The sequence below is a fragment of the Clostridium pasteurianum genome (assembly GCF_001705235.1).
Lineage (GTDB): Bacteria > Bacillota > Clostridia > Clostridiales > Clostridiaceae > Clostridium_S > Clostridium_S pasteurianum_A.
Map to the genome: position 1 here is coordinate 798,552 of NZ_MCGV01000001.1, position 25,920 is coordinate 824,471.

The window sequence follows — 25,920 nt, forward strand, 5'->3', positions numbered from 1 at the left end:
TATTTTAAATTATACATTTATAAGCACTGCAATTCCTATTAACCCCGGTCCAACATGTACACCTAATACAGGACTTATCTGTCCCTGTATTTTTACTATACTATTAGGAAGTAGCTGTTCAAGTTTATTCTTAATTTCCGGCAATTCTATTCTCTCTCCACTGCACATAATTGAAATTTGAGCCTTTTTCCCCCTGCTTGCAAATTCATTCACCAATGCAATAACCTTTTTAATACATCTTTTAGAGCCACGTTCTTTTCCAGCAATACAATATGTACCATCTTCATCACAGGTAATAATTGGCTTTACACCAAGTGCTGATCCAAGCATAGAGGCTACACGTCCAATTCTACCACCTTTCCTTAAGTACTCTAAAGTTTCAACACAAAAGAAAACTTTTGAATTGCCATACTCTGACTTCAATAGCTGTATTGTTTCCTTGTAGCTTTTTCCTTCCTCTAAATTATCTGCTACTGAAATCGCATACATACCGCTTCCAATAGCAATATTCTTTGTGTCAAATAAATATATGTCAATTCCCTTTTCTTTAAATTCTTCGCTAACCAATCTAATAAGATTAAAAGTTCCGCTTAAATTACTTGAAATGCTAATTGATATGATTTTATTATATCCATCTTTAATTATGTTATCAAATACCTCTTCTACATCACTATATTCTGGCAGAGATGTAGTTGGAATTTCTATGCTGAGTTTTCTATATATTTCTTCTGGAGAAATGTCAATTCTATCTCTATATGACTTTCCTTTATAATTTATTCTGAGTGGTAATACATAAATTGGGTACTTTTCTAAGTATTCTTCTGGTACATCACAACATGAATCAACTAATATTGCAAACTCATAGTTTTGGTTTTTTAAAGTATCACCTTGTATATTACTATTCATTAAATATAACATCCTTTCATCAACAGTACATTATTATTATCAATTTTAATTATATTTAATATACAAGGTACTTTCTACAAATTTAACACTTGTTCACATTTCTATTTATATTTCACTATCAAATCCACAGCGGATTTTCACCGCCAAGTTATCGCCCATACTAGACACACAAAAAATAACAAGCCCACATCTCTGTAAGCTTGTTACTTTTAAAATTTATTTATGTTTATATTCTTACATCTCTTTCACCATTTTCAAGCCTCTTTAAGTTATGCATTATAAGATCATACATCTTATCACCTTTAAATTTATTAACATGCTCACGAATTACTTTTTCTCCAACTTTCCTTGTATCTTCTGAAGCATAATCTAATAGATATTCTTTAAAGGTAAAAATAGCATTAGGTATACAGAAATTATGTACAAATTTTGTTTTAGCATAACTCATAAAATTTTCTCCAGTTCTTCCTGCACGATAACATGCTGTACAGAAAGAAGGAATACTTTCCATAGAACAAGTTTCTTTCACAACATCATCAAGGCTTCTTGTATCACCAAGTGAAAATTGTTCCTTATCGGGTATTTGATTTCCGAAAGACTTACCGTATCCACCTACTCCGATTCTTGAACCTGCATCAATTTGAGATACACCAAGAGGAAGCACTTCACGTCTTACTTCAGGCCTTTCCCTTGCTGTCATTATCATTCCTGTATAAGGTACAGATAATCTTAATATAGCAACAAGTTTCTTAAAATCTTCATCACTTACACAATATTTTGGCCTCTCTGAATATGGTGTTCCTGTTGCTGGAGTTATACGAGGAAAAGATATAGTGTGAGGTCCTATCCCATTGTACTTCTTTTCAAGATGAATTGTATGATATAAAAGTCCCATTACTTCAAAACGCCAATCATAAAGTCCAAATAATGCTCCTATTGCAACATCATCTATTCCTGCATCTAAAGCTCTATCCTGCGCATATAAACGCCATCTGTAATTTCCTTTTATTGTATTAGCCGGATGCAGAGTTTTATAAGTTTCATGATGATATGTTTCCTGAAACACCTGAAAAGTTCCTATTCCAACTTTTTTAAATTTAGCAAGCTCTTCACGTGCAAGAGGTGCACAATTAATATTAGCTCTCCTTATTTCACCATTTTTTGTTTTTATACTGTAGACTTTTTTTACAGTTTCACACATAAAATCTATATTTGTCTTCGGTGATTCACCATAAACTAAAACAGTCCTTTTTTGTCCCTCATTTATCATTATTTTTACTTCTCGCTCAAGTTCACCCATAGTTAAAGTTTTTCTAACCATTTCATTATTACTACTTCTAAATCCACAATATTTACAATTATTAGAGCACTCATCACTTATATAAAGCGGAGCAAAGAAAACTATTCTATCACCATAAACTTCTCTTTTAAGTTTATGTGCAAGTTCGTACATTTCATTAATAGTTTCTGTATCTGTATTTTGAATAAGTATGGCAGTTTCTTCTGGCTCTAATCTTATTCTAGTTTCAGCTTTTTTTAATACCTCTCTTACCTCTTCTTTACTTGGATTTTCATGTTTGTTAATCTGAGCCCATATTTTATCATCGTCTATAAAGTCATTATCCATTTTGTCATACTCTTCAAAATCCTTCTTGTATTTTTCCAAAAAATTCATTTTGCAACATCCTTTCAATACAAAAAACTCTCTTTGAATATGCAAAAGCATTTCCAAAAAGAGTTCTATTATTTATTATATAAAATCATCCCAAATTAGTATAGAATGAGCTGATTTTTCAACAAATTTGAATTCTCTTTTACCTCAGAAATATCTTTAGCATTAGATTATTCCTTATTAATTTTATTACATATAAATTATTCATTTTTTCATAAAGCCTTGCAAACAATATATTCGCTTTAATGAAAAAGAACTTCACTTTCTATTTTTTATAATTATGTCATTGATTTTTAATTTTTTTAAGCAATGTACCATAAAAAGCATTTTAGCAGAAGCTGCACTTTCAATAGCCTCACCATTTTTATTTTTCATATCTTCAAGTTGTATAATTTTGTTTTCAGCTTTTACAGCTAAAACTTCAACTGTATCTCCATTACAAACTTTATTTCTCTGTTCTATAGTTGCAATATGCGTTTCTTTATCATAATTTTTTACAACACCTACAATATCGTAATTGCGTATATACGATGAATTTTCATAAATTTGTCTTACATCTTCATCAAAATAGAATCCAGTTGTAAATGGTCTATGGCTTGGCTTTGTAAGATTTTCCATCCACTTAGGGTCAAATTTATAATTCTTAGGATTTTCTACGTATTTATCAATAGCTTCCCTATATGCTTTCACTACGGATGCAACATAATAAGAACTTTTCATTCTTCCTTCAATTTTAAGGGAATTTATGCCCGCTTCAATAAGTTCTGGAATATGCTCTATCATACATAAATCCTTTGAATTCATTAAATTGACACCATCATCAGTAGCTTTAACATATTCTCCTTGATTTTTTTCTTCAAACAAATTGTATTTATATCTACAAGGTTGCGCACAGAGCCCTTTATTAGAATCCCTCCCAGTTAAATAATTTGACAGTAAACATTTACCTGAATATGCCATACACATAGAACCATGTACAAATGCCTCTACATCACAAGTTTCTGGAAGTTTTCTTCTCAAAGTTTTTAAATCTTCAAGGCTCATTTCTCTTGCTGCAACTACTCTTTTAACTCCAATTTTGTGCCAGAATAAAGCTGCTTTATAGTTTAAAAGACTAGCCTGTGTACTTAAATGTATTTCAAGCTTTGGAGTAACTTCTCTTGCTATGCTAATTACCCCTGGATCAGCAATTAATGCAGCATCAACTCCAATATCATATAATTGTCTAAGATATTCATCCATACCTACTAAATCTTCATTATGAGGAATTATATTTACAGTAACATGTACTTTTTTCTCTCTTGAATGCGCAAACTCCACTCCTTCTTTTAATTCTTCAAAGGTAAAATTATCTGACGATGCTCTTAAATTAAATTTATTTCCTCCAAGATATACTGCATCAGCACCGAAATTAATAGCTGTTTTAAGTTTTTCTAGATTTCCCGCTGGTGCTAAAAGTTCTGGTTTTTGCATCCCTTAGTCCTCCCTGCACCCAAAAATATCCATATATTACTTCCATTTCAATATTGTAAAATTCATAATTAAGTGTCTATAATTTTTCTTTATTACATATGTATCGAATTCCATTAAGTTGCTTTTTTAAAGAATACTTAACTGTATCATTATCTTCCGACTCTATTCCGCTATATTCCAGTGTAACTATCTTTGGATTTGCATAATTTAAAACCCATTCTAATAAATTGTAATCTTCATTTTTCATTGCTTCATGTGTATCTGATGGAAAACCATCCTTATCATATCCAGAACCATTTACATGAATCTCCATAGCACGGTTGAGTGGTAACTCTTTAACGTAATCATGAATATTCCAACCATGATACTCCGCAGTAATCTTTGCATGAGTTAAATCAAGCAAAAATAATACATCATTATCTATAACCAATCGACTAATTTGCTCTGGCATAACATAAGGATAATGATCAATTGTTATTTGATGTTCTTTAGGTGAATCAGGAATATTTTCAAGTAATAATGGTACTTCTAAATTATTTTTAAAAATCCGAATCTGCTTAGACATATGTTCATATATATCTTCATCTGTCATACCTTTATACATATCCGAATTTTTTATTGCAAGATGAACACCATAATGTGGCGAACCACACTTTTTTATAAGATTATTTGCAAAATTAAAATCTATATTTTCTATGTTCCTCATTCCTGTACGTTCAAAATATCCTAGACCATGCAATAGAATTGGCCTCATTGAACGCATATTTGAAAACTGTTCATTAAAATTTCCATATGCACCAGACTTAATGTAATCTACATTAATATAATCTTTTTCTATAAGAAACTTCAAAGCTTTTGACCAATTACATGCAATATACAACTTTTAAACACAACTCCTATCAAATCTAAATAAAAATATATTCTACATTTACTTATAATCCTCTGTAAACTTAATAATCCTCTTAATTCCCTCTTTAATACTATCCATGGAAGCAGCATAAGAAATCCTAATATAATTGCTGACTCCAAACCCGTCCCCTGGAATAACTGCTATCTTCCCCTTTTTCAAAAGTAATTTGCAAAAATCTATAGAATTATTAATTACTTGTCCATCTATTACCTTGCCAAGCATTCTTGATATATTAATCATGATATAAAATGCTCCTTGTGGCTTTTTGCACGAAAGCATATCAGTATCATTTACTTTTTCAACTATATAATCTCGTCTTTTTTTAAACTCATCAACCATTATCTTTACAGAAGCTTGATCTCCATTTAATGCCTCTAATGCTGCATATTGTGCTATTGAATTAGGATTAGACGTAGTATGACTTTGTATATTTGACATTAATTTAATTACTTTTTCATTTCCTACAACATATCCTATCCTCCATCCAGTCATGGAATATGTCTTTGAAACTCCGTGTATTATTATAGTTCTGTCATATGCGTCGCTGCTAATACTAGCTATGCTAATATACTTGTCATTTTCATAATTAAACTTTTCATATATTTCATCAGATATTATTATTAAATCATGCGCCTTTGCAAAATCTGCTATCATAACTAATTCATCTTTTGTATAAACTGCTCCTGTTGGATTATTAGGATTATTTATTAAAATTGCTTTTGTCTTTTTAGTTAATACACTTTCCAATATACACCTAGTATATTTAAAATTGTTTTCCTCAGTTCCAAACACAAACACAGGAACACCATCTGTAAGTTTGATTAGCTCTGGATAACTCACCCAATATGGTTTAGGTACAATAACTTCATCTCCTGGATTTAAAATAGCCTGAAAAACATTCCATATGCACTGTTTTGCTCCAGTTGATATTATGATTTGAGAATTAGAATATGTTAAATTATTATCCCTTTTAAATTTTTCTGCTACAGCTGTTTTCAATTCCTCTATACCAGAAGCCGCTGTGTATTTTGTAAAACCATCATTAATTGCATTTATAGCTGCATTTTTAATATTTTGTGGTGTATTAAAATCTGGTTCTCCAGCCCCTAAAATTATAATGTCATCACCATCTTTTTTCATTTGTTTTGCTCTAGCTGTAATTTCTAAAGTAATGGAGGGTGAAATTTGTTCGGATTTTTTAGAAAATATCATATGAAAATACCCCCTTTTAATACTTCCTGTTTTTTCACTTTTTAGGTTGCTATACATTTATGTTATTATAGTGTATTCTATATATCAACAAATAAAATTGCAATCTGTGATAGCACAGTTTTTACGGAGGTCATCATTTTGTTGAAATACGAAGAAATTATAAAATATATTAAAAACAGCATAAAGACAGAAAATTTAAATCATCCGAAAAAATTGCCTTCGATAAGGTCTACTCAAGAATTGTTTCATTGCAGTACAGGCACAGTTTTAAAAGCCTATTCAAAACTTGAACAAGAGCATATTATTTATTCAATACCCAAAAGCGGTTACTATATAATTAATGATTTTGAGCCTGAGGATTCATCCAAACGTTCTATAATCGATTTTTCAGCTGTAAATTTAAATACCAAAGCTTTTCCATATAAAAATTTTCAACATTGTCTAAATAAATCAATAGATTTATACAAAGAAAAGCTCTTTTCGTATTCTGATCCTAGAGGATTAAATACTCTAATTAATGTATTAGCAAAGCATATGCAAAACTATCAAATATTTACGAAACCAGATAACATAATTATTACTTCAAGTTCCCAACAAGCATTAAACATATTATCGATCATGCCATTCCCAAATGGTAAATCTAACATTCTTGTTGAACAGCCTACATATTATGGTATGATAAAATTCTTAGAGCTTAACAATATACCAACTCTAGGTATAAGCAGAAGTTTTAAAGGCATAAACTTAGACGAATTAGAAAAATTATTTAAATACGGTAATATAAAGTTTTTCTACAGTATACCTAGATTTCATAATCCAACCGCAAATTCATATAATAAATTTGAAAAGCAAGAAATCATTAAATTAGCTCAAAAATACGATGTGTACATTGTTGAAGATGACATTTCTGCAGATTTAGATATGGATAAAAAAAATGACCCTATATTTTCCTATGATACTTCTTCAAAAGTAATATACCTTAAAAGTTATTCAAAAGTACTTATGCCTGGCTTAAGGGTTGCAGCCCTTATAATTCCAGACCCATTAATTAATATTTTTTTAGAATACAAAAAATGGACTGATATTAACAGCCCAATATTATCTCAAGGTGCATTAGAAATCTATATAAAAAATGGAATGTTTGATAGTCATATGAAGCAATTAGTTAATTTATACGCTAACCGTATTAATTGTTTAAAAAACACTTTATCAAATCATAAATATAAAGATTTTCAATACAATATTCCAGAATCCGGTTACTTCGGATGTATTTACGTAAATGCCTCTTTAAAATACGATAAAATTACTACTGCACTGCAGCATAAAAGCATAAAAATTTCCAATACATCAGAATCTTTTCTAAAAGAATACAAATGCAATAATTATTTTAGACTTACAATAAGTGAGGTAAATGAAAAGCAAATATCTAAGAACATACCTATACTACTTGATATCATTAATAAATTCAAATTATAATTAGCTTTAATATTTTACTTTATTTTTCACATCACTTTACAGTGAAATTCAACCCTTAGCTTTTAATTATTTATCTGCAAAAACAAAAATAGTGAGCCTACATTTCTGCAAACTCACTATTTTAAATGTTTGGTAGCCCCAACGGGACTTGAACCCGTGATTCCGCCTTGAGAGGGCGATGTCTTAACCGCTTGACCATAGGGCCTTAAACTAAAACTGCATTTCTCAAACACAGCCAACGAATAATATTATATCATTATATCTAAGATTTTCAAACACTTTTTTCGAATGAATTTCTTATATTTTTCGAATTACAACACTATATCTCGTTTTTCCTTTTATGCGCTACTGTACACTTAGTTATACCATTTTTTTACAATTAGAATTTTATATCTTTAGCTATTTTATTAATATCAAATTCCTTATTTGCTTCAGAAAATACTGCTAAGCAATCACTGTATCCACAATTTCTATCCTTAACCTCGTGAACTATACTTTTTGCCTTTATACCAAACTCATCAATACAATCTTCAAGTGCTGCATCTACATTGTCTAATGAAAGATCGTTTAAAAATGGAAGATAATACTTACTATACCATGTATCCTCTTCGTTTTCTTTACTACATTCTCCATCAGCAGATGCTTTAGCCGCATTTATTTCATATTTATCAAAAACATATTGAAACTTTATAACAAACAAATCATTTTTATAATTTATTTCCTGTATATTTTCTATTCCACTGTCACTAATAAAATCTAAAATTTCATTCTTATTCATATTTCACCTCAAAAAAAATTTTTTAATATTTATAAGCTTTTTTGGTTAAATCTAATATTAATATTATTATATTATCACATATAATATGAATATTAAAATTTATACTTTTTTATTCATGTATTAATATAAATTACACAATTTTCATAATATTATGCCTATGCTTCAAGTACTTTATATTTCTACTATTTATTATATAATAGTTTCGAACTATTATTTATAACTCGGAGGTTTTGCAAATGAATATCGATATATTAGGAGTACCTATATATTATGGTTCTGACAAAAAGGGAGTTGACTTAGCACCTAATAAAATAAGGGAAGACAATTTAAAAGCAGTAATAACTAAGTACAATCACAAGGTTAGGGACATGGGAAATGTCAGTGTTCCATTCATACCTGAAAAAGATAAATTTAATGATAATTCTAAAATGAAATTTTTAAAACCTATAATGAAAGTTAACAAAGATGTTGCCGATGAAGTTTACCATTCACTGGCTTCTGGAGATTTTCCATTTATACTAGGAGGAGATCATTCAATAGGTCTTGGCAGTATATCTGGTGCTAGCAAATTTGATAAGGATCTTGCTGTAATATGGATTGATGCCCATACAGATATAAACACAGATAAAACTACTTTGTCTGGAAATGTTCATGGAATGCCTCTAGCTGCTGCAATGGGTATTGGTTCTAATGAACTTACAGACATATATTACAAAGGTCAAAAAGTAAAACCAGAAAATGTATTTATAATTGGCGCAAGAGATATAGATGATGGTGAATCAAAATTAATATCAGAAAAGCATCTCAATGTTTATTCTACAGAGACCTTAAAAAAAATTGGTGTAAAAAACATTATGGATGAAATTCACAAAAAACTTTTAAGCCAAAATGTACATTCAGTTCATTTAAGCCTTGACATAGACTGTCTTGATAAGTCTATAGTTCCAGGTACAGGAACTCCTGTCCCTAATGGCATGAGCATACCTGACACTAAATTTATTATAAGTTATCTTGCTAAAACTGGTCTCGTTAAATCAATGGATCTTGTTGAATTTAACGTACTTTTGGATAAAAATTCAGAAACTGAAAATGTAGTTATGGATTTCATTGATTGGACATTCAAAAATCTGAAGAGAAATAGCAATGATGTGGAACATTAAAAAAATGCTATAAATCTAAGGTTAAAAAATCGTAAAAGGCTAAGATATTTCAATAACTCGCTAAGAAAATGCTCAGACAAATTGAAATATCTAATCCTTTTACGATTTTTTAGCCAAGATTTATTAGCATTTTTTTAAATCGTTTCACATCATTACTATTTCTCTTATAGAGGTAAGGCTAAGAAGAATAATGTGCTTCGCCCATGCCTTGTGTATGATTCCATTCAGTGCCTTTCAATTCCTCTTTTACAAGCTCATACATCTTTGTGGTAAGTGCAGCTACATTATCCCAGGTGTACTTATCCTGTACCGTTTTTATTGCATTTCTCCTTATTCTTTGAGCAAGTTCATTATCCTTCAAAATTTGAATTAAATTATCTTTAAGGCTTTCTACAGAACCATTTATCATCTTCATACCATTTTGTCCGTGTTCTATTATTTCTGCAAATCCGCCGGTATCAGAAACAACTGCCGGACATCCTGCTGCCATGGCCTCTAAAAGAACTATGCCAAATGGCTCATAAAGAGATGGGAATACCGCTGCACTTGCGATTCTATAAAATTGTCTTTTAGTTTTACTATCCATATACCCTGTAAATAAAAATTTATCCTTAAGTCCTAAACTTCTAACCTTATCTTTAAGTTCTTCAGTCATAGGTCCTGTTCCCGCAATTATAAATTTAGTTCTACCGTATTCTGAAATTATATATGGAGCCGCATCTATTAATATTTGAATTCCTTTTTCAAATACATGCCGTCCTATAAAGAAAACTATCTTTTCATCATCTTCTGCATACTTTCTCCTAAATTTAAGCCAATCAAAGTCAAAATCAAAAGTTTTTAAATCAATTCCATTGGGTATTACCCAAACCTTTTCATCTTCTGCCTTAAATGTATCTACTATCTGAGATTTCATATAATTACTGCATGCAATTACTTTTACTGCTTCATGGGTTAACATCCATTCTGCTGATGAAATATACTTCTGCATATCTGTTCTTATCCCATTATTTCTCCCCTTTTCAGTAGCATGAATTGTACACACAACAGGTATCTTATATGACCACTTTAATACCTTAGCACAGTACATAGAAAGCCAATCATGGGCATGAATTATGTCTACAGTCCCAATTTCTCTTATTATTCTTATGCTTTCCTCAATCATAGAAAAATTAAGCTGCATAATCCATTTAGTAAAATCTTCTGTATCAATTTTATAAGGAGTTACCCTATGTACCCATACCCCATTATCATTTTCCTCAATAGGTGCCGTTTTTTCCTCACATGTAACAACATATACCTTATGCCCCAAATCTGCTAATGCATGTGATAAATTATAAACATGATTAGATAATCCTCCAACATTTTTAGGTGGATACTCCCATGACAACATTAGTATTTTCATTACTATTCCCCCCATTTGACCCTATTAAATATAAAATATTCTTGATTTTTTCTGCTTTTGTTTTTCCAAATTTTTATATTGAAAATTGAAATTACATAAATCAATTATTAAGTTATTTTCCTTATATTACAATTATAAATGTTTTTCAATAGTTTTTTCAAGCTTACATAAAATGAAACAGTGATTAATTTTCACTATATTATATTATGTGTAAATAGTGAATTTTAGTTATATACTAAAAAAGATGAAGGAATATTTTATTTAATCCTTCATCTTTTTAAACTATTTAGTAGAATCTTTTTTTAGAACATCAGCTATTGCTGCTATGCTTCCAAGGGATGAAAGTGTTTCATTTGGAAGTATAAGTTTATTAGCAGGATTTTTAGCCATTTCTTTAAGTGCTTCAACCTGTTTTAATGCTATAACTGTCTCATTTGTTCCTGATTCTATTATAGATTTATTAACAACATTTATAGCTTTACCCTGTGCATCTGCAACGGTTTCTATAGCCTTTGCCTTACCTTCTGCTTCAAGAAGTTGAGATTCTCTAAGACCTTCTGCTCTCTTTATGTTAGCTTCCTTTTCAGCCTCTGCCTGAAGTATCTTAGCCTGTTTTTCACCTTCTGCTTTAGCTATTTCTGCTTGCTTTTGACCTTCTGCTTGAAGTATAGTTGCTCTCTTATCTCTCTCTGCTCTCATCTGTTTTTCCATTGCCTGCTGTATCTCAGCTGGAGGAATAATATTTTTAATTTCAACAGAAAGTATCTTTATTCCATATGCATCTGTAATTTCATCTACAACTTTAAGTAATGCTTGATTTATTTGATCTCTTCCTGAAAGTACTTCATCAAGAGTCATATCACCTACAATATTTCTCATATTAGTTATAGTTGAATATATAATACCTGATTTATAACTTTCAATATTGTACACAGCATCCCTTGCATTCATAACTTTGTAGAATATTACATTATCAATAGATATTTTTACATTATCCTTTGTTATAACACTCTGAGGTTGTATATCAAGTATTTGCTGCTTAGTTGAAATTTTAGCTCTTGTAAAATCAACAAAAGGTATTATAAAATTCCAACCTGGCTGTAAGCTTCTATGATATTGTCCTAACCTCTCTACAACATACACATATCCAGTTGTAACAACTTTAAGTGAACTTAAAATAACAAGTAAAATAAAAACTATAATAATAATTAAAAATATTTTTCCTATCATGTTAAACATCTCCCTTTTTTCTTATCAATAATTTATTTCCATCGATACCGGTAATTATAAAGCTTTCGCCCTCTCTTATATTTTCGCCTACATTTTTTACTGTCCAATATATACCGTCTAGTTTAATTTTGGAGTTTCCAATATCCATATCTTTATTTGCCTTAATTTCCCTTCCAATGAATTTTTCTTCCATTAAAGGTGTCCTTCTAACTGTACTTTTTATTAACTTTTTTGATAAAGGATATCCAACACTTAAACAAATAATGCTTACAACTAAGAATATTATTATTTGAATTGTAAGTGATGCTCCCAATAAAGATGCCACTATTGCAGCTACTGCACCTATAGTAAACCATATAAATAGAAATCCGGATGTTGTAAAATCAATTAACATCATGACGACTCCAATAGCTATCCATATTTTCAAAACATCATTCATTGTTTCACCCCCCTTGATGAAATATACTTTACATTATTTTATACTGTAAATAAAGTTTCATTTTACCTCTAAAAAGGTTAATTTATACCCTTTGCTCTAATTTAGCTTGTCTTTAGTGTTCAACCTTATTATATCATGGTTTTTCGCCTTTTTATAAATTTAATATTTTATTATATATTTCATTAAAATTTTTTAGTAAAATATTTCCGCATTGTGTAACCATTTACTAAAATAAATACAAGTTGATTAAAAGTTCATATTTCCTTGCTGACGTAACAATGTTATGTTACGCTGTATGTATGATAACAATAAATTGCACTTGCTTATTATATTATTTATTGTCAAATAAAAGATATTATCTCATAGAAAGGAAATATAAAATGAAATATAAAAGAAATTTTCTACTATACCTATCAGCTAGATTTATCTCTTTAATAGGAACTGGGATACAACTAACAGCTCTTCCTCTTTTCATACTGGATTTAACACATTCAGGTATGCTTATGGGAATATCTTCTGCTATAAATATAATTCCAAATGTTTTAATATCACCTACCGCAGGCATTTTAGGTGACAGAAAAAACAGAAAATATCTTATGATAATCTCAGATTTTTCAAGGGGAATTCTAACATTAATATTGAGCATTTTAGCTTTTAGAGGAATTCTTAGTATTTATGTTTTATTTGCAGTTCAAATACTTGTATCAATTATGAATAGTATATTTTACTCTTCTTCAAGTGCAATTATAAGTGAACTTATAGATGAAGATGAACTTATGAAGGCCATGTCCACAAGAGGAGGTCTTGATGCAGTTTCAATGATAGTAGGTCCTGCAATTGGCGGTGTCCTATACGGCTTTTGTGGAATAAAGGCTATATTTTTTATAAATGCCCTTTCATTTATTATATCTGGAATACTATCTTTATTCATGATATACGTTTGTAAAAACCATAAAAATAAAAACCTATCAAACACTTCATTATTTAAAGAAATGGGTGAAGTATTAACCTTTATAAAAAGTAACAAAGGACTTATTCAGCTATTTGCGTTTGCAATGATATCAAATTTATTAATATCACCTTTTATCGATATAGTAATGCCTTATGTTGTTAAAACTTGTATAGGCTTTAGTTCTGGACAGTATGGTTTCTTAATCTCTATATTTACCATCGGTGCTTTAGCTGGTAACATACTTTTAAATCTACTCTCAAAGAAAATGAGAGTCAAAACCATAATGAATTTAGGCGTATTAATAGAAGCAGTTATGCTATTTGCTCTGTCTATAGCTGTTTCACCAGAATTAGTTAAGCTTCTAGGCTCACATTCAATTTCATTATTTTTAAGCTTAAGCCTAATATGTATAATCATAGGTATAGCTAATGCTTTATTAAATACACCGATAAACACTAATCTTCAAAAAATGGTTCCAAACTACCTTCGTTCAAGATTCTTCTCCATATTAGGAGTATTTATGCAATGCACTGTTCCCATAGGCTCCCTTGTATATGGACTTGTTTTAGATAAATTTCCTTATTTTTATATTTTACTAATAGTAACAACATTAAATGCATTAGCCAGCATAATCTTTATGGTAAAGGCAGTAAATGAAGTTTATGAACCAAGCATTTCGGAAAATTAGCCCTGTAAATACAATATAGAGAACCTTACATGTGCTATAATATATAAATATGAAATCAGAAAAATTTAATAGGAGAGAATAAAAATGAATAGTTTACTTAATCATGGTATAGTTGAAGTAGCAGCCCTAACGCCTACTTCAATTCAAATAGGTAATCCTGAATACAATGTAGATAAAATGTTAGAACTTATAAATGAAGTTAATGAAAAAAACCGTATAGGGGAAAGGCAAACAAGAATAGTTGTATATCCAGAACTATGCGTAACAGGATATACCTGCGGCGACTTATTCAATCATTCTGCCCTTCTTAACAGCGCAAACAAGGAATTAAAAAGATTCATTGAAGAATCAAACAGTGAATTTAGCCCTATAATATTCGTTGGTATGCCTATAAGAAAGGATAATCAACTATTTAACTGCGCTGTTGCAATACATAAAGGAAAAATTCTAGGTGTTATTCCAAAAACCTTTATCCCAAATTACGGAATTTATTATGAAGCTAGATACTTCAAAACTTCGGGTTCCAGACTAAACAATGAAATTATTATGTATGGAGAAAAAGTTCCCTTTACCCCAAACTTACTTATTGAAGATGACGAAACAGGAGCCGTAATAAGCGGAGAAATTTGCGAAGATTTATGGGTTCCAATTTCCCCTTCTTCTTATCACTGCCTACACGGGGCAAATATAGTAGTAAATCTTTCTGCCAGCAACGAAACTATAGGAAAAACTGCGTACCGTGAGGACTTAGTTAAAATGCATTCGGCAAAATGTATGTGCGGTTACATTTATGCTTCTGCTGGAAGTGACGAATCTACAACTGATACAGTTTTTTCAGGTCATTCTATCATAGCTGAAAATGGCTATATTGTTTCTGAAACAAAATTCTTTAATAATAAGGACATAACTTATGGAGAAATTGACATTGAAAAATGTATGAATGATAGAGCTGTAAATAGTTCTTATATGATGGTTCAAGATAAAAAAGAATATAATCACATTTACACAAAAACCTTTGAACCTAAATCCACTAAATTTAAGTCAAATAAAGAACTGTCCATATTACCTTTCGTCCCTAAGGATATTGACAATCGTTCAGAAGAAATATTGCACTTACAGGCTACTGGATTAGCTCAAAGATTAAAGAAAATTCACTGCAAAGAAGCAGTAATTGGTATATCTGGCGGCTTAGATTCAACTCTAGCCTTAATTGTAGCCGTGGAAGCTTTCAAAATCAACAATTATGATATGAAAGGCATTACAGGAATAACTATGCCGGGCTTTGGAACAACAAACAGAACTCTAGATAATTCTAAAACTTTAATGAAAGCACTACACATTACATATAAAGAAATTTCAATTAAAGATGCCTGCATTCTTCACTACAAAGACATTAAGCATAACATTGAAGTACATAACACTACTTATGAAAATGTTCAGGCAAGAGAAAGAACTCAGGTACTTATGGATGTTGCCAATAAAAATAACGGTATCGTTGTAGGAACTGGTGATTTATCTGAATTAGCTCTTGGCTGGTGTACTTACAATGGAGATCAAATGAGCATGTACGGAGTTAACACTTCAATTCCTAAAACTCTTGTTAAAAGCATTGTAAATTCATATGCCAAAAAACAAAATGACCAAATTAAAGAAACTCTATTAGACATTTGTGCTACACCTATAAGTCCGGAACTTTTACCTCCAAACCCAGATGGAACAATTGCACAAAAAACGGAAGAAGCTATTGGTTCATATGTGGTTCATGATTTTATATTGTATTATATGCTAAGATATGGCTTTGGCCCTAGTAAAATATATGACTTGTATGTAAATTCCTTAATGCTAAGTGCTAAAAAAAATGGAGGTTCTGAAAAGAATATTGATAAGGAAAATATATTAAAGGATATGAATACTTTTTATAGACGTTTCTTCACTCAACAATTCAAACGTTCCTGTATGCCTGACGGAGTAAAAGTTGGTTCCGTTTCCCTATCACCAAGAGGTGATTGGCGTATGCCAAGCGATGCTTCATACGAAATATGGCTAAAAGAACTTAAAGAGAGAAGTAACAGTATTTTAGAACATTAAATAGAATTCATAAGACTAAGTCTCAAATACCGATACTTCTCTTAAAATAAATGCAATGAAAAAATTCATCCGTACCTACGAAGTTTTAGGTGTGAAGTGACTTGAATTTCAATATTTTTCGTAGTATCACGAAGAAAAATTCACTTTGCTTTTACTCTAATAGAAGTAACAATATTTTGAAAACAGTTTAAATAAAGTTCAATAAGTCTTGCCCCCAATTATAAAAATACTTAGATACTTCAAATTGTCTGACCGTTAGGGAGTTATTGAAATATCTTAGGATTTTTATAATTGGGGGCTTAGACTTATGAATTTTATTTAATGCTTCAAAATATTGTTACTTCTCTTTATTTATATAAGTCAACTATTAGTCCTGCTATTTCATCTACAGTTCCTGCTATTTGTATTTTCTCTTTTTCTTCTTGTAAAAGCTGCTGTGTAAGTTCTTCAAGCTTGGCATCAATAGTTTCCACTGTGATATAATATTGTGTCTGCCAGAAGCTTATATCCTTCTTCACAGAATACATATGATCAAGCACCGATTGAAGATATTCCTGTATAAGGTTCTTATAGGCTCGTACATCTCCATAACACTTAGTTATAATTAACCTATTCCCCTTCTTTTTTATCTCATCCTGCAAATCCCTCAGCTCTTGTTCTGATTTTTGTTGTTGCGCAAAATTAAAACTCTTTGAGAAATCTTTCTTGACAGCTACACGTGTACTATTATTTTTAATCGGTCTACTACTCTTTATTTTTGAAATCTCCACAAAATCACATCCCTATTCAATATACCATTTATTTTTATCTATTATATTAATTGTAACAAAATATATTCGAAAAATAAACAAGCAGTCTAAAAAATATATCGCGGGTGGCTGTAAATTCAAATACAAGTTTAAATGTTTTTTTATTTTAATATTTTTTAATTACTAAAAATTAAACATCAAAAACCGCCCGCAATATACTTTAGACTGCTGTAGATATACATAAGTACATCTGTTATTATTGTTTACATTTTCATTTTAAATATTCATTTTTATAAATATTTTTTTCCCATTTCAATATAATGCTTAGCATTTTCTTTTATGCTTAATTTTTCTTCCTCAGTAAGTTTTCTTATGACTTTAGCAGGGCTTCCCATACAAAGTACCCCACTAGGTATCTTTTTACCTGAAGTCACAAGACTATTAGCTCCTACTATACTTCCTTCCCCTATCTCTGCATTATCCATAATAGTAGATCCCATACCAATGAGGCAATTGCTGTGAACAGTGCATCCATGAAGTATAACCCCATGACCAACAGTAACATTATCTTCAATAGTAACACCATTGTCATTAGAATTTACATGAATTACTGAATTATCTTGAATATTAGAACCACTACCTATCTTTATATAATTAGAATCCCCTCTTATTACAACCCCAAACCAGATGCTGCTGTCCTGTCCTATCTTAACATCACCGATTATATCTGCACTTTGAGCTACAAAAACAGATAAATTTATATCTGGCTTTTTATTTTCATAACTGTATATCATTAAATTTCACCTTCTAGACTTATTATTTTTATATATTTCGCTTACACTAATATTATCATATATAATTCTATACTAAAATAGTGTTGAATTAAAATCAAATTTGTTTTATAATATCTATACAATATATAGTACTTTTCGAATCAGTTTCCACTATATATAGTATATAACTGGAGGATTTTTAATGGATGATTTAAACATATTATTTAAAAGATACTATACTCAGGAACTTGAAAAAGACAAAGATAAAACCGTCTATGATTTATTCAAATGGAAAAAAGTTGATGTCAAATTAATAGATCACAAAACTAATAAGGTGCTCACAGACATGAAAAATCTAGAATTTCCCTATGATTATTCTCAAAATGCCTGCGATATAATAGCATCTAAATATTTCAAAAAAGCAGGAGTACCAAATGAATGCGGTTACGAAAACAGCATGAAAATGGTAGCACACAGGCTTGTAAGCTTCTGGTGTGAAGCTCTTAAAGATGAAGGTATTATAAAAAACAAGGAAGATGCATCTATTTTTTATGATGAGCTAGCATATGCACTTTTGAATCAAATGTATGCGCCAAACTCTCCACAATGGTTTAACACAGGATTATCATTAATTTACGGAATAAAGGGAGAAAAGCAAGGACATTTTTATTATGATTTAAAACAAAAAAAGGTTGTACCAAGCAGTGATTGCTACACTAGAACACAAGCATCAGCATGCTTTATAATTTCTATAGAAGATAAGCTTTTAGGACCTCATTCCATATCAGAACAGTACGTAACAGAAACAAAATTGTTCAAAGGTGGCTCTGGTACAGGAACAAATTTCTCAACTATAAGAGCCAAAGGTGAAAAGCTATCAGGAGGCGGAGTTTCTTCAGGACTAATGAGCTTCTTAAAAGGCCTTGATAGAAATGCAGGTGCAATAAAATCCGGAGGTACAACTAGGCGTGCAGCAAAAATGCTTTGCTTAAATGTAGATCACCCTGAAATAATGGATTACATAACATGGAAAGCTAAAGAAGAAGACAAAGTTAAGGCACTTGGCAAAATGGGTTATGATGCAAGCTTTGAGGGAGAAGCCTACGAAACTGTATCAGGTCAAAATGCCAATAATTCAGTAATGTTGACTGATGAATTTATGAAAAAAGTATGCAATTTAGATAAAAAACCAGATGAAACTATAGAACTAAAAGGCAGAGTAGATTCATCTGTAAACAGAAAAGAGAAAGTCAAAGATATATGGGATGCGTTCAATAAATCTTCCTGGAGATGTGCTGACCCTTCCCCTCTTTTCTCTGACAGATTAAATGCATGGCATACGTGTCCATGCGGCGAAGATGGCGTTTATAATGCACAATATAACAAAATAAATTCTACAAACCCATGCGGAGAGTATGCTTTTTTAAATGATACTTCCTGCAACCTAGCTTCAATAAATTTATATAAATTTTATGATGAAAATAATAACAGCTTTGATGTAGAAGGTTACAAACACATAATAGGACTTGTTCAATTAGTTCTAGAAGCTTCAATACATTGGGGACAATTTCCAACAGCAGATGTTGCTCGAAAGACTCATATGTTTAGAACTACAGGTCTTGGAGTATCAAATTTAGCTGCCCTACTAATGGTAATGGGATATCCTTATGACTCAGATGAAGGCAGAGCCGCAGCAGCTTCCCTAGTTGGAATACTTACTGGCTACTCATATTATATTTCATCATTAATGGCAAAAGAAGTTGGTCCTTTTGAAAAATACGATATAAACAAGAAATACATGAATACAGTAATAGAAAATCAAGCAAGAGCTGCTGGAAGCATTAATACTCCTTATGAAAATATAAACTATGAACCTTTAAAAGCAGACCATAAAATACTTGAAAAAGAAAACCTTAAATACGTAGGTGACGAACTTAAAAACGTATGGAAACTAGCTGTAGAAGGTGGCAGCAAATACGGCTACAGAAATGCTCAAGTTTCAGTCATGGCTCCAACAGGAACTATCTCCTTTGCCATGGACTGCAGCTCAACCTCAATAGAGCCATTTTTCAGCCATGTAATTTACAAAAAGCTTTCCGGCGGAGGATACATGACCATAACAAATCCTCTAATCGAAAAAGCTCTAAAACACCTCGGCTACTCAAAAAATGAAATAGCCGACATTCAAAACTATATTTTAAGAAAAAAGACTTCAAAAGGCGAAGATGGCACAGAGTATGAAACAATACTCGACGGAAAAATCGAAGGAGCACCACACCTAAAACCAGAACATCTTGCAGTATTTGACACAGCAAACAAATGCGGCACTGGAGAAAGATTCATCCGCCCAATGGGTCACATACTAATGGTAGCATCACTGATACCTCTTATATCAGGTTCAGTTTCAAAGACAGTAAATCTTCCAAAAACGGCAACTGTGGAAGACTTTAAAAATGTAATCATTGACTCCTGGAAACTCGGCGTAAAAGGCATAACAATATATAGAGATTCCTCAAAGGAAAGTCAGCCTCTTAACACAAGCTTAGAAGAATACTCCTCAACTAAACCAGAGGACATGACCTATGCACAACTTCTAAACCTTGTAAAAAAATCGGCCTCCTCCCCTGTGCACATGACACGCGAAAGAGCTGTCGGCATAAGGACCGGCAGAACACACCCTGCACAGATAGGAGACATAAAAATATACACAACAGTAAACAGACGCGCCAACGGAGAAATTTCTGAAATATACATCACAACAGACAGAGAAGGAACTCTAATAATGGGACTTTTAAACTCCCTATCAAAATCAATCTCTGTGATGCTTCAATACCACGTTCCACCAAAGGATATTTCAGAAATGCTTAGAGGTCAAAAATACGAGCCATACGGTTTTGTACAAATGCACCCATATATAAAACACGTAACCTCAATCTCTGACCTAATAAGCAAAATAATAGACATAGAACTAGGCGACTTCTCCCACTGCCAGGTAAAGCCACAAAACATAGAAGCCTACGAAGAGGAACATCATCACCCTGAGGAAACAAAAATCTCCAAAGGTGAAAGAGCTTACGACATAACTTGTCCTAACTGTTCCTCCACAAGAATGGTGAAAAACGGCACCTGCTATGTCTGCCTAGACTGCGGAACCACTACGGGATGTAGCTAATCATCCAGAGGCTTGGGCGACAGCCCATTAGTCTCTTGTACTATATAAAGTCGGTCTCAATATTAATAACGTAGAACTTTATATTGCCACTACACAAACTGGGGTTTGGGCGTTTCACGGCGCTTTCCCCTTATATTATGATAATACTATAAATGGGCTCACCCTTCTATTTCGGATGAGTCCATTATCTCTGTGCAAACTATAGCCGGTCTCAATATTAACAGACCAAAACTTTATATTGCCATAAAATAAACTGAGGGGTTTGGGCTTTTCATGCCGCTTCCCCTCATATTATGATAATACTATAATGGGCTCATCCTTCAATCTCGGATGAGTCCATTAGTCTCTTGTGCTATATAAAGCCGGTCTCTATATTAACAATATAGAACTTGTACTGTCACTATACAAGCTGAGGGGCTTGGGTTTTAACCCATTAGTCTCTTGTATAAACTATAGTCGGTCTCAATATTAGTAATATAGAACTTTATATTGTCACTACACAAACTGCGGGGCTTGGGCGTTTCACGGCGCTTCCCCTTTATATTATGAATATACTATAATGGGTTCATCCTTAATTTAAGATGAGCCCATTAGTCTCTTGTATAAACTATAGTCAGTCTCAATATTAGCGACGTAGGATTTTATACTATCACTAAACAAACTGCAAGGTTTGGGCTTTTCACGGCGCTTTTCCCTTTATTATATTAATATACTATAAATGGGCTTATCCTTTAATTTCGGATGAGCCCATTATCTCTGTACAATATATAATAATCGTTTAAATTAACAACATAAAATACATACTAATAATATAACTATAAATTAGAGTGTCTTTGCAGACTATATAAAATAAAAAACTACGTAATTTAATATTAATTTTTTATTTTATTAATCCATAAATGTTCTGCTTTTACCTTAACTTTAATTATTTATACCAGTCTTCTGGAATCAACTTTTTTTCATGCCACCAATCTTCATCAATTAATTTTTGAAATTTTTCATCCTTAAGTTCAGCATGATCTACTATTATAACCTGAAGATTACCCTTTAAATCATTTACTCTCTCTATAATAAAATCATATAAATCATACACCATATTCCAATCTGTATTTTTCTCATCAAGTTCAGAAGGAAAATACACCTGCGATGGTTGATCTATGAATAAGAACCTAGGTACCGGTCTATTTGCATTTATAAAATATTTATGCAATGCAAAATAAGTTATTAAATGAACTCCAACCCAATTTGAGCCACTTCCTATTTGCCTCAAAGGAACTGGACGTTCCGCTTTATCAACAACAACTGTAACTTTATTCATGTCCAATCTGTAAGGATTATCACTATGTTCCAAGTTTAATTTTTTAGCCCATTCACTCATGTCAACTGAAATTCGCGATAATACAGATTGACGCTTTTCATCTAAAATATCCTTGTCTAAAAGATTATCTATTTCATCGATACGTCCTTCTATTTTTTTGATTTTTTGCTCTTTATCTTCAAATTCAGTATCTTTTTTTACACTTTCTAACCACAAACTAATTCTCCCAGCTATCTTTGCACGTCTAGAATTTAAATCTTTGATTTTTTGGGCTTCTTCGTTTTCATTATAAATACCATCAATCTCTGCTTTCAAGTTTTCAATTTTTTCTCTTAATTTTTGCCTCTCTTGTTCTAATCCATCAATAAATTTACGTAATTTAGGTTTTTCCCGAGTAACATTTTCTATATTTTTATCCAAATTACTAATAGCAGTTTTTATAGCATCTATTTCTGGAATTGAATTAGTTAACTTTCCTGAGCAAAACGGACAAATACCCGGCCTAAAATCTAGCTTTTCAAACAAACCAATTGACTCCAATCTTATTTTCTGATGCGAAACTTCATTTACATATCCTGTTGTTTCTCCTGCAAAAGCTTTTGCATCTGAAATATTTAAATCTAATTCCTCTAACTCACACTTATGCTTTTCCAATATACTTTGTAAATAACTTAGCCTGTCCATTCCAACTTCATGAAAACTGGTAGGTGTCCATTCTACTACATTTAAAAGTAGATCATACAATTTAGTATAACTATTATAATCAATATCTGTTGTATAATCTATGAGTCCTACTTGCTTTGCCTCAGAAATAAGCGAAATTGCTCTTTCCATTCCTCCACCTTGTAAAACTCTTTTTTCTTCAATACGACGCTTCTCAATAGATAATTGCCGTTTCAATATGCTTCTTTCATTTTCTAAAGCTAATGTTTCTTCATTTACAATACCAAGAAAGTACGGAAGTGTATCTTTAATTGCTTGAGTAATATAATCATCTGATTGTTTATGAAAAAGAAAGTTTTTAGCAGCTATTTCATCTTGATTTTGAAAGCAATAATATAATGCATGTCTTATATTTGCGGATAAAGCATTTCTACTTTGCCCGTCAGGTGGCGTATGTAAATTTTCTAAAATTCCAATTCTACGAGACAATGTTTCTTCTAATCCTGCTACATTCTCATTTGATACAAAATTACATTTTATCGGAGCTTCTATTTCTTTTCCGATGTCAACATAACAATAACTCGTTGATTGTTGTCCTAGATCTGGATTTTTACGTGCAACAAATACTCTTTCATTCTCAAATTGAAGCAACAATCCATACCAAACTACGTTATCACGAACAATTCCGTCTGCAATATTACATGACTCTCCTCCAAGACAATAGTCTATAATATCTCCAACAGCCGATTTACCAGATTTAGATTTTCCTGTTATAATATTTACTGATCCTAATTTAAATTGTAAACGTCGAACTTTTCCGTTTTTTCCATAAACAATAATTTCTCTTATTTGCATCATGGTTTTACCCCCAAACATATAAATATATTTTCAACTTTTCCTGCTGTTGCAAACCACTTAGCAATATGTGCACCTTTATTAATGCAATCCTTTATTTCATCATCAATAAATTTTGTTTTACTAAGTGTTTTCATTGTTCGAACAATTTCTAATTCACCATTATATGTTAGCTGTAGTACACCTGTTTGTATTAATAATTCAACTGCTTCATTTGTAATTGGAATTAATCCTCTTGCCCTTTTAGGGAAGTCAATTAAAGCCTCAGGATATCGTTGCACCCATATTAACATTTTAGTTTTGCTATTAATTAATTCTCTTGTATTTCTTCGCAAAATTAATGGCAATATCAAATACGTAAGTGCAAATGGAAATTCTCTATGAGTTACTTCACCATATGTTTTTACTGTACTATATATAATTCTTCCGCAAAAAGCTGGATTAAGTAAATACGCTACTTCCTTTGACCGTTCGTTCCAATCTCGCATTTAATGTCACCTCAATTCTAATAATAACTTAAGACGTTCGTAAAAATCTGCATGCCACCCTATTTTTAGTTCATTTGATAAAATGTGATAACTACCTCTCATTACAAAAGCCTCACTACACTTTTCTCTTATTCTTATATCTTGTTTCTCTAAATCTGAAAACAGATCTTTTCCCTTTTTTACTTTTATTTCTTCAGTAATTTCATCACCATATTCCTCTAAATCATCCTGCATAGCATAAAAACAATGTTCCCATTCATCAATAAGTTTTCGTTCATAGTCTTCTAGTTCATCAACATATAGCAAATCATTTCTAACCCAACTTGCACGTTGTTTAAAAGCACGATAGTAATCTCTTAACGCCATCCGTACACGATTACTTCCAATACTAATCAATTTTAATTGTTCGAGAAAAATTTTATCATTAGGTGCCATATTATCCATATTTAATTTTTCAATTTCAAATACATCTATTGGAAGATTATCAGGAGTATATTCTTCACTAATTGATACAATATACGAACGAACTTGACTTTGTGAAACATAAATAGGATCATCAGAATTTAAAGCCTCAATTGACTTTTTAAACCACCATCCTTCCAGTCTTTCACAAATTAAATCTTGGTATTTAGGTAAACAGCTATATCGAATTTCTCTCTTAATTTCATTTTCTACATTAATAATATTGCTACTTCCATCAATTACCACAATATTATTCAATAATTTTTTTGCGACTTCTTCATTCAAAGAATTAAAAGAATTATAAAACTTTAAATTGACTTGATTATTAGATTCTTTACTTACCTTTTTTAATAACTGATATGCTAATTCAGTATCTCTGTTCTCATTGTTTTTTAAATAATAGGCTGCTGTTTTATCAGGTGCTAATGCTGTTGTTATAATCATAAATTTAGTAGTTTCTAGTAATTCATTTGATTCTTTTATTGCATCAACCCATACCTTTATTGTTCTCCACATATCAACACTAGCATTAGTTAAATCTCCTCGATGTTCTATATGATGCTTAAGCTGAATCAGTATTTTAGGAATATCATTATCACTAAATGCAATATCATCAAATTTTTCAATACTAATCTGTGCTTGTTCATCCTCACTTTTTAGTAAAAGATTAAGTGCATATCTAACTTGATATAAATATCCTATCATTTGTTCTGAAGCTTGATGATTTGACATATTTGTTTTCGCCCCCCACTTGTTAACTTATACATTTAATCATTAACCTGGAATCTAAAGTTTTCATTTTATTTCGCATATTGTAAACATATGCAAATTTAAAACTTAATTAAAAATCATTTCATATATCTTCATTGTATGTATTTAGTATTTTTCTTTGAATATTCTAACATTGAAAATTTTCATTTGGTACAAGGTTTTTATATTAACTATTAATTTATAAATACACTATAATTCTTGATTCTAACGTTTTATAGCATGTATAACTTAAGTTTAACCCTATAAACCCTACAAATTTTTATATATTTATTTTGTAGTT

General features: G+C 31.1%; 19 protein-coding genes and 1 tRNA gene. 5 read left to right on the forward strand and 15 right to left on the reverse strand.

The window, feature by feature from the left end:
- Positions 1 to 9 precede the first annotated feature (9 nt).
- The 5 genes from BEE63_RS03690 to BEE63_RS03710 form a co-directional block, all read right to left on the reverse strand.
- On the reverse strand, positions 10 to 906 hold the full coding sequence (locus BEE63_RS03690) for a DegV family protein (RefSeq protein ID WP_066020096.1): 897 nt from the start codon (positions 904 to 906) through the stop codon (positions 10 to 12).
- A 226-nt stretch (positions 907 to 1,132) separates the two neighbouring features.
- Entirely contained in the window at positions 1,133 to 2,581 is a 1,449-nt protein-coding gene (gene hydG / locus BEE63_RS03695; protein ID WP_066020097.1) for a [FeFe] hydrogenase H-cluster radical SAM maturase HydG, read from the reverse strand.
- 255 nt (positions 2,582 to 2,836) lie between these two features.
- Positions 2,837 to 4,051, reverse strand: a complete 1,215-nt coding sequence (locus BEE63_RS03700; RefSeq protein WP_066020098.1) for a peptidase U32 family protein — start codon at positions 4,049 to 4,051, stop codon at positions 2,837 to 2,839.
- 76 nt (positions 4,052 to 4,127) lie between these two features.
- Entirely contained in the window at positions 4,128 to 4,901 is a 774-nt protein-coding gene (locus BEE63_RS03705) for a multinuclear nonheme iron-dependent oxidase (RefSeq protein ID WP_242874667.1), read from the reverse strand.
- A gap of 78 nt (positions 4,902 to 4,979) precedes the next feature.
- On the reverse strand, positions 4,980 to 6,173 hold the full coding sequence (locus tag BEE63_RS03710) for a pyridoxal phosphate-dependent aminotransferase (RefSeq protein ID WP_066020100.1): 1,194 nt from the start codon (positions 6,171 to 6,173) through the stop codon (positions 4,980 to 4,982).
- Between the two features lie 138 nt (positions 6,174 to 6,311).
- Between BEE63_RS03710 and BEE63_RS03715 the strand changes: the two genes are divergently transcribed.
- Positions 6,312 to 7,649, forward strand: a complete 1,338-nt coding sequence (locus BEE63_RS03715) for a PLP-dependent aminotransferase family protein (RefSeq protein WP_066020101.1) — start codon at positions 6,312 to 6,314, stop codon at positions 7,647 to 7,649.
- A 130-nt stretch (positions 7,650 to 7,779) separates the two neighbouring features.
- On the opposite strand, the gene BEE63_RS03720 is transcribed toward BEE63_RS03715, so the two are convergent.
- Together BEE63_RS03720 and BEE63_RS03725 are read right to left on the reverse strand one after the other, a co-directional pair.
- A tRNA-Glu gene (locus BEE63_RS03720) sits at positions 7,780 to 7,854 on the reverse strand.
- A gap of 174 nt (positions 7,855 to 8,028) precedes the next feature.
- Positions 8,029 to 8,427 carry a hypothetical protein gene (locus BEE63_RS03725; protein WP_066020102.1) on the reverse strand — a complete coding sequence of 133 codons (399 nt, stop codon included), beginning with the start codon at positions 8,425 to 8,427 and terminating at the stop codon, positions 8,029 to 8,031.
- 236 nt (positions 8,428 to 8,663) lie between these two features.
- On the opposite strand from BEE63_RS03725, the gene rocF reads away from it, so the two are divergent.
- Positions 8,664 to 9,587 carry an arginase gene (gene rocF / locus BEE63_RS03730; RefSeq protein ID WP_066020103.1) on the forward strand — a complete coding sequence of 308 codons (924 nt, stop codon included), beginning with the start codon at positions 8,664 to 8,666 and terminating at the stop codon, positions 9,585 to 9,587.
- Positions 9,588 to 9,765: 178 nt separating this feature from the next.
- Here the strand turns inward: rocF and BEE63_RS03735 are convergent, their stop codons facing one another.
- From BEE63_RS03735 to BEE63_RS03745, 3 genes are all read right to left on the reverse strand, one after another.
- A complete protein-coding gene (locus tag BEE63_RS03735; protein WP_066020104.1) occupies positions 9,766 to 10,992 on the reverse strand; it encodes a glycosyltransferase family 4 protein in 1,227 nt (408 codons plus the stop codon).
- Positions 10,993 to 11,274: 282 nt separating this feature from the next.
- Positions 11,275 to 12,222: an SPFH domain-containing protein gene (locus tag BEE63_RS03740; RefSeq protein WP_066020105.1), complete on the reverse strand. Its 948-nt coding sequence runs from the start codon at positions 12,220 to 12,222 to the stop codon at positions 11,275 to 11,277.
- Position 12,223: 1 nt separating this feature from the next.
- Positions 12,224 to 12,661, reverse strand: coding sequence for an NfeD family protein (locus BEE63_RS03745; protein WP_066020106.1), 438 nt, complete (start codon positions 12,659 to 12,661; stop codon positions 12,224 to 12,226).
- A gap of 380 nt (positions 12,662 to 13,041) precedes the next feature.
- Here BEE63_RS03745 and BEE63_RS03750 point away from each other — a divergent pair, with 380 nt between their 5' ends.
- Together BEE63_RS03750 and BEE63_RS03755 are read left to right on the forward strand one after the other, a co-directional pair.
- Entirely contained in the window at positions 13,042 to 14,301 is a 1,260-nt protein-coding gene (locus BEE63_RS03750; protein ID WP_066020107.1) for an MFS transporter, read from the forward strand.
- Positions 14,302 to 14,385: 84 nt separating this feature from the next.
- A complete protein-coding gene (locus BEE63_RS03755) occupies positions 14,386 to 16,389 on the forward strand; it encodes an NAD(+) synthase (protein ID WP_066020108.1) in 2,004 nt (667 codons plus the stop codon).
- A gap of 347 nt (positions 16,390 to 16,736) precedes the next feature.
- Here the strand turns inward: BEE63_RS03755 and BEE63_RS03760 are convergent, their stop codons facing one another.
- Together BEE63_RS03760 and BEE63_RS03765 are read right to left on the reverse strand one after the other, a co-directional pair.
- The gene (locus tag BEE63_RS03760; RefSeq protein WP_431732484.1) at positions 16,737 to 17,153 is read right to left on the reverse strand and encodes a YaaR family protein; all 417 of its coding nucleotides are present in this window, start codon (positions 17,151 to 17,153) and stop codon (positions 16,737 to 16,739) included.
- A gap of 275 nt (positions 17,154 to 17,428) precedes the next feature.
- The gene (locus tag BEE63_RS03765; RefSeq protein ID WP_066020110.1) at positions 17,429 to 17,932 is read right to left on the reverse strand and encodes a gamma carbonic anhydrase family protein; all 504 of its coding nucleotides are present in this window, start codon (positions 17,930 to 17,932) and stop codon (positions 17,429 to 17,431) included.
- Positions 17,933 to 18,113: 181 nt separating this feature from the next.
- Here BEE63_RS03765 and BEE63_RS03770 point away from each other — a divergent pair, with 181 nt between their 5' ends.
- Complete coding sequence (locus BEE63_RS03770) at positions 18,114 to 21,083, forward strand: vitamin B12-dependent ribonucleotide reductase (protein WP_066020111.1); 2,970 nt, start codon at positions 18,114 to 18,116, stop codon at positions 21,081 to 21,083.
- A gap of 925 nt (positions 21,084 to 22,008) precedes the next feature.
- Here the strand turns inward: BEE63_RS03770 and BEE63_RS03775 are convergent.
- The 3 genes from BEE63_RS03775 to BEE63_RS03785 are packed head-to-tail and all read right to left on the reverse strand — an operon-like array spanning position 22,009 to position 25,601.
- Positions 22,009 to 23,922, reverse strand: coding sequence for a DUF3732 domain-containing protein (locus BEE63_RS03775; protein WP_066020112.1), 1,914 nt, complete (start codon positions 23,920 to 23,922; stop codon positions 22,009 to 22,011).
- Positions 23,919 to 24,407 carry a three component ABC system middle component gene (locus tag BEE63_RS03780; protein WP_066020113.1) on the reverse strand — a complete coding sequence of 163 codons (489 nt, stop codon included), beginning with the start codon at positions 24,405 to 24,407 and terminating at the stop codon, positions 23,919 to 23,921. Before BEE63_RS03780 ends, BEE63_RS03775 begins: the two co-directional genes overlap by 4 nt.
- Positions 24,408 to 24,413: 6 nt before the next feature.
- A complete protein-coding gene (locus BEE63_RS03785; RefSeq protein ID WP_066020114.1) occupies positions 24,414 to 25,601 on the reverse strand; it encodes an ABC-three component system protein in 1,188 nt (395 codons plus the stop codon).
- Positions 25,602 to 25,920 lie beyond the last annotated feature (319 nt).

Coding starts and splice junctions, on each gene's coding strand:
- BEE63_RS03780 (WP_066020113.1), bottom strand. CDS start 24,407: ATGCGAGATTGGAACGAACGGTCAAAGGAAGTAGCGTATTTACTTAAT.
- BEE63_RS03785 (WP_066020114.1), bottom strand. CDS start 25,601: ATGTCAAATCATCAAGCTTCAGAACAAATGATAGGATATTTATATCAA.
- BEE63_RS03755 (WP_066020108.1), top strand. CDS start 14,386: ATGAATAGTTTACTTAATCATGGTATAGTTGAAGTAGCAGCCCTAACG.
- BEE63_RS03725 (WP_066020102.1), bottom strand. CDS start 8,427: ATGAATAAGAATGAAATTTTAGATTTTATTAGTGACAGTGGAATAGAA.
- BEE63_RS03710 (WP_066020100.1), bottom strand. CDS start 6,173: ATGATATTTTCTAAAAAATCCGAACAAATTTCACCCTCCATTACTTTA.
- BEE63_RS03740 (WP_066020105.1), bottom strand. CDS start 12,222: ATGATAGGAAAAATATTTTTAATTATTATTATAGTTTTTATTTTACTT.
- BEE63_RS03765 (WP_066020110.1), bottom strand. CDS start 17,932: ATGATATACAGTTATGAAAATAAAAAGCCAGATATAAATTTATCTGTT.
- BEE63_RS03700 (WP_066020098.1), bottom strand. CDS start 4,051: ATGCAAAAACCAGAACTTTTAGCACCAGCGGGAAATCTAGAAAAACTT.
- rocF (WP_066020103.1), top strand. CDS start 8,664: ATGAATATCGATATATTAGGAGTACCTATATATTATGGTTCTGACAAA.
- BEE63_RS03775 (WP_066020112.1), bottom strand. CDS start 23,922: ATGATGCAAATAAGAGAAATTATTGTTTATGGAAAAAACGGAAAAGTT.
- BEE63_RS03750 (WP_066020107.1), top strand. CDS start 13,042: ATGAAATATAAAAGAAATTTTCTACTATACCTATCAGCTAGATTTATC.
- BEE63_RS03735 (WP_066020104.1), bottom strand. CDS start 10,992: ATGAAAATACTAATGTTGTCATGGGAGTATCCACCTAAAAATGTTGGA.
- BEE63_RS03770 (WP_066020111.1), top strand. CDS start 18,114: ATGGATGATTTAAACATATTATTTAAAAGATACTATACTCAGGAACTT.
- BEE63_RS03745 (WP_066020106.1), bottom strand. CDS start 12,661: ATGAATGATGTTTTGAAAATATGGATAGCTATTGGAGTCGTCATGATG.
- hydG (WP_066020097.1), bottom strand. CDS start 2,581: ATGAATTTTTTGGAAAAATACAAGAAGGATTTTGAAGAGTATGACAAA.
- BEE63_RS03690 (WP_066020096.1), bottom strand. CDS start 906: ATGAATAGTAATATACAAGGTGATACTTTAAAAAACCAAAACTATGAG.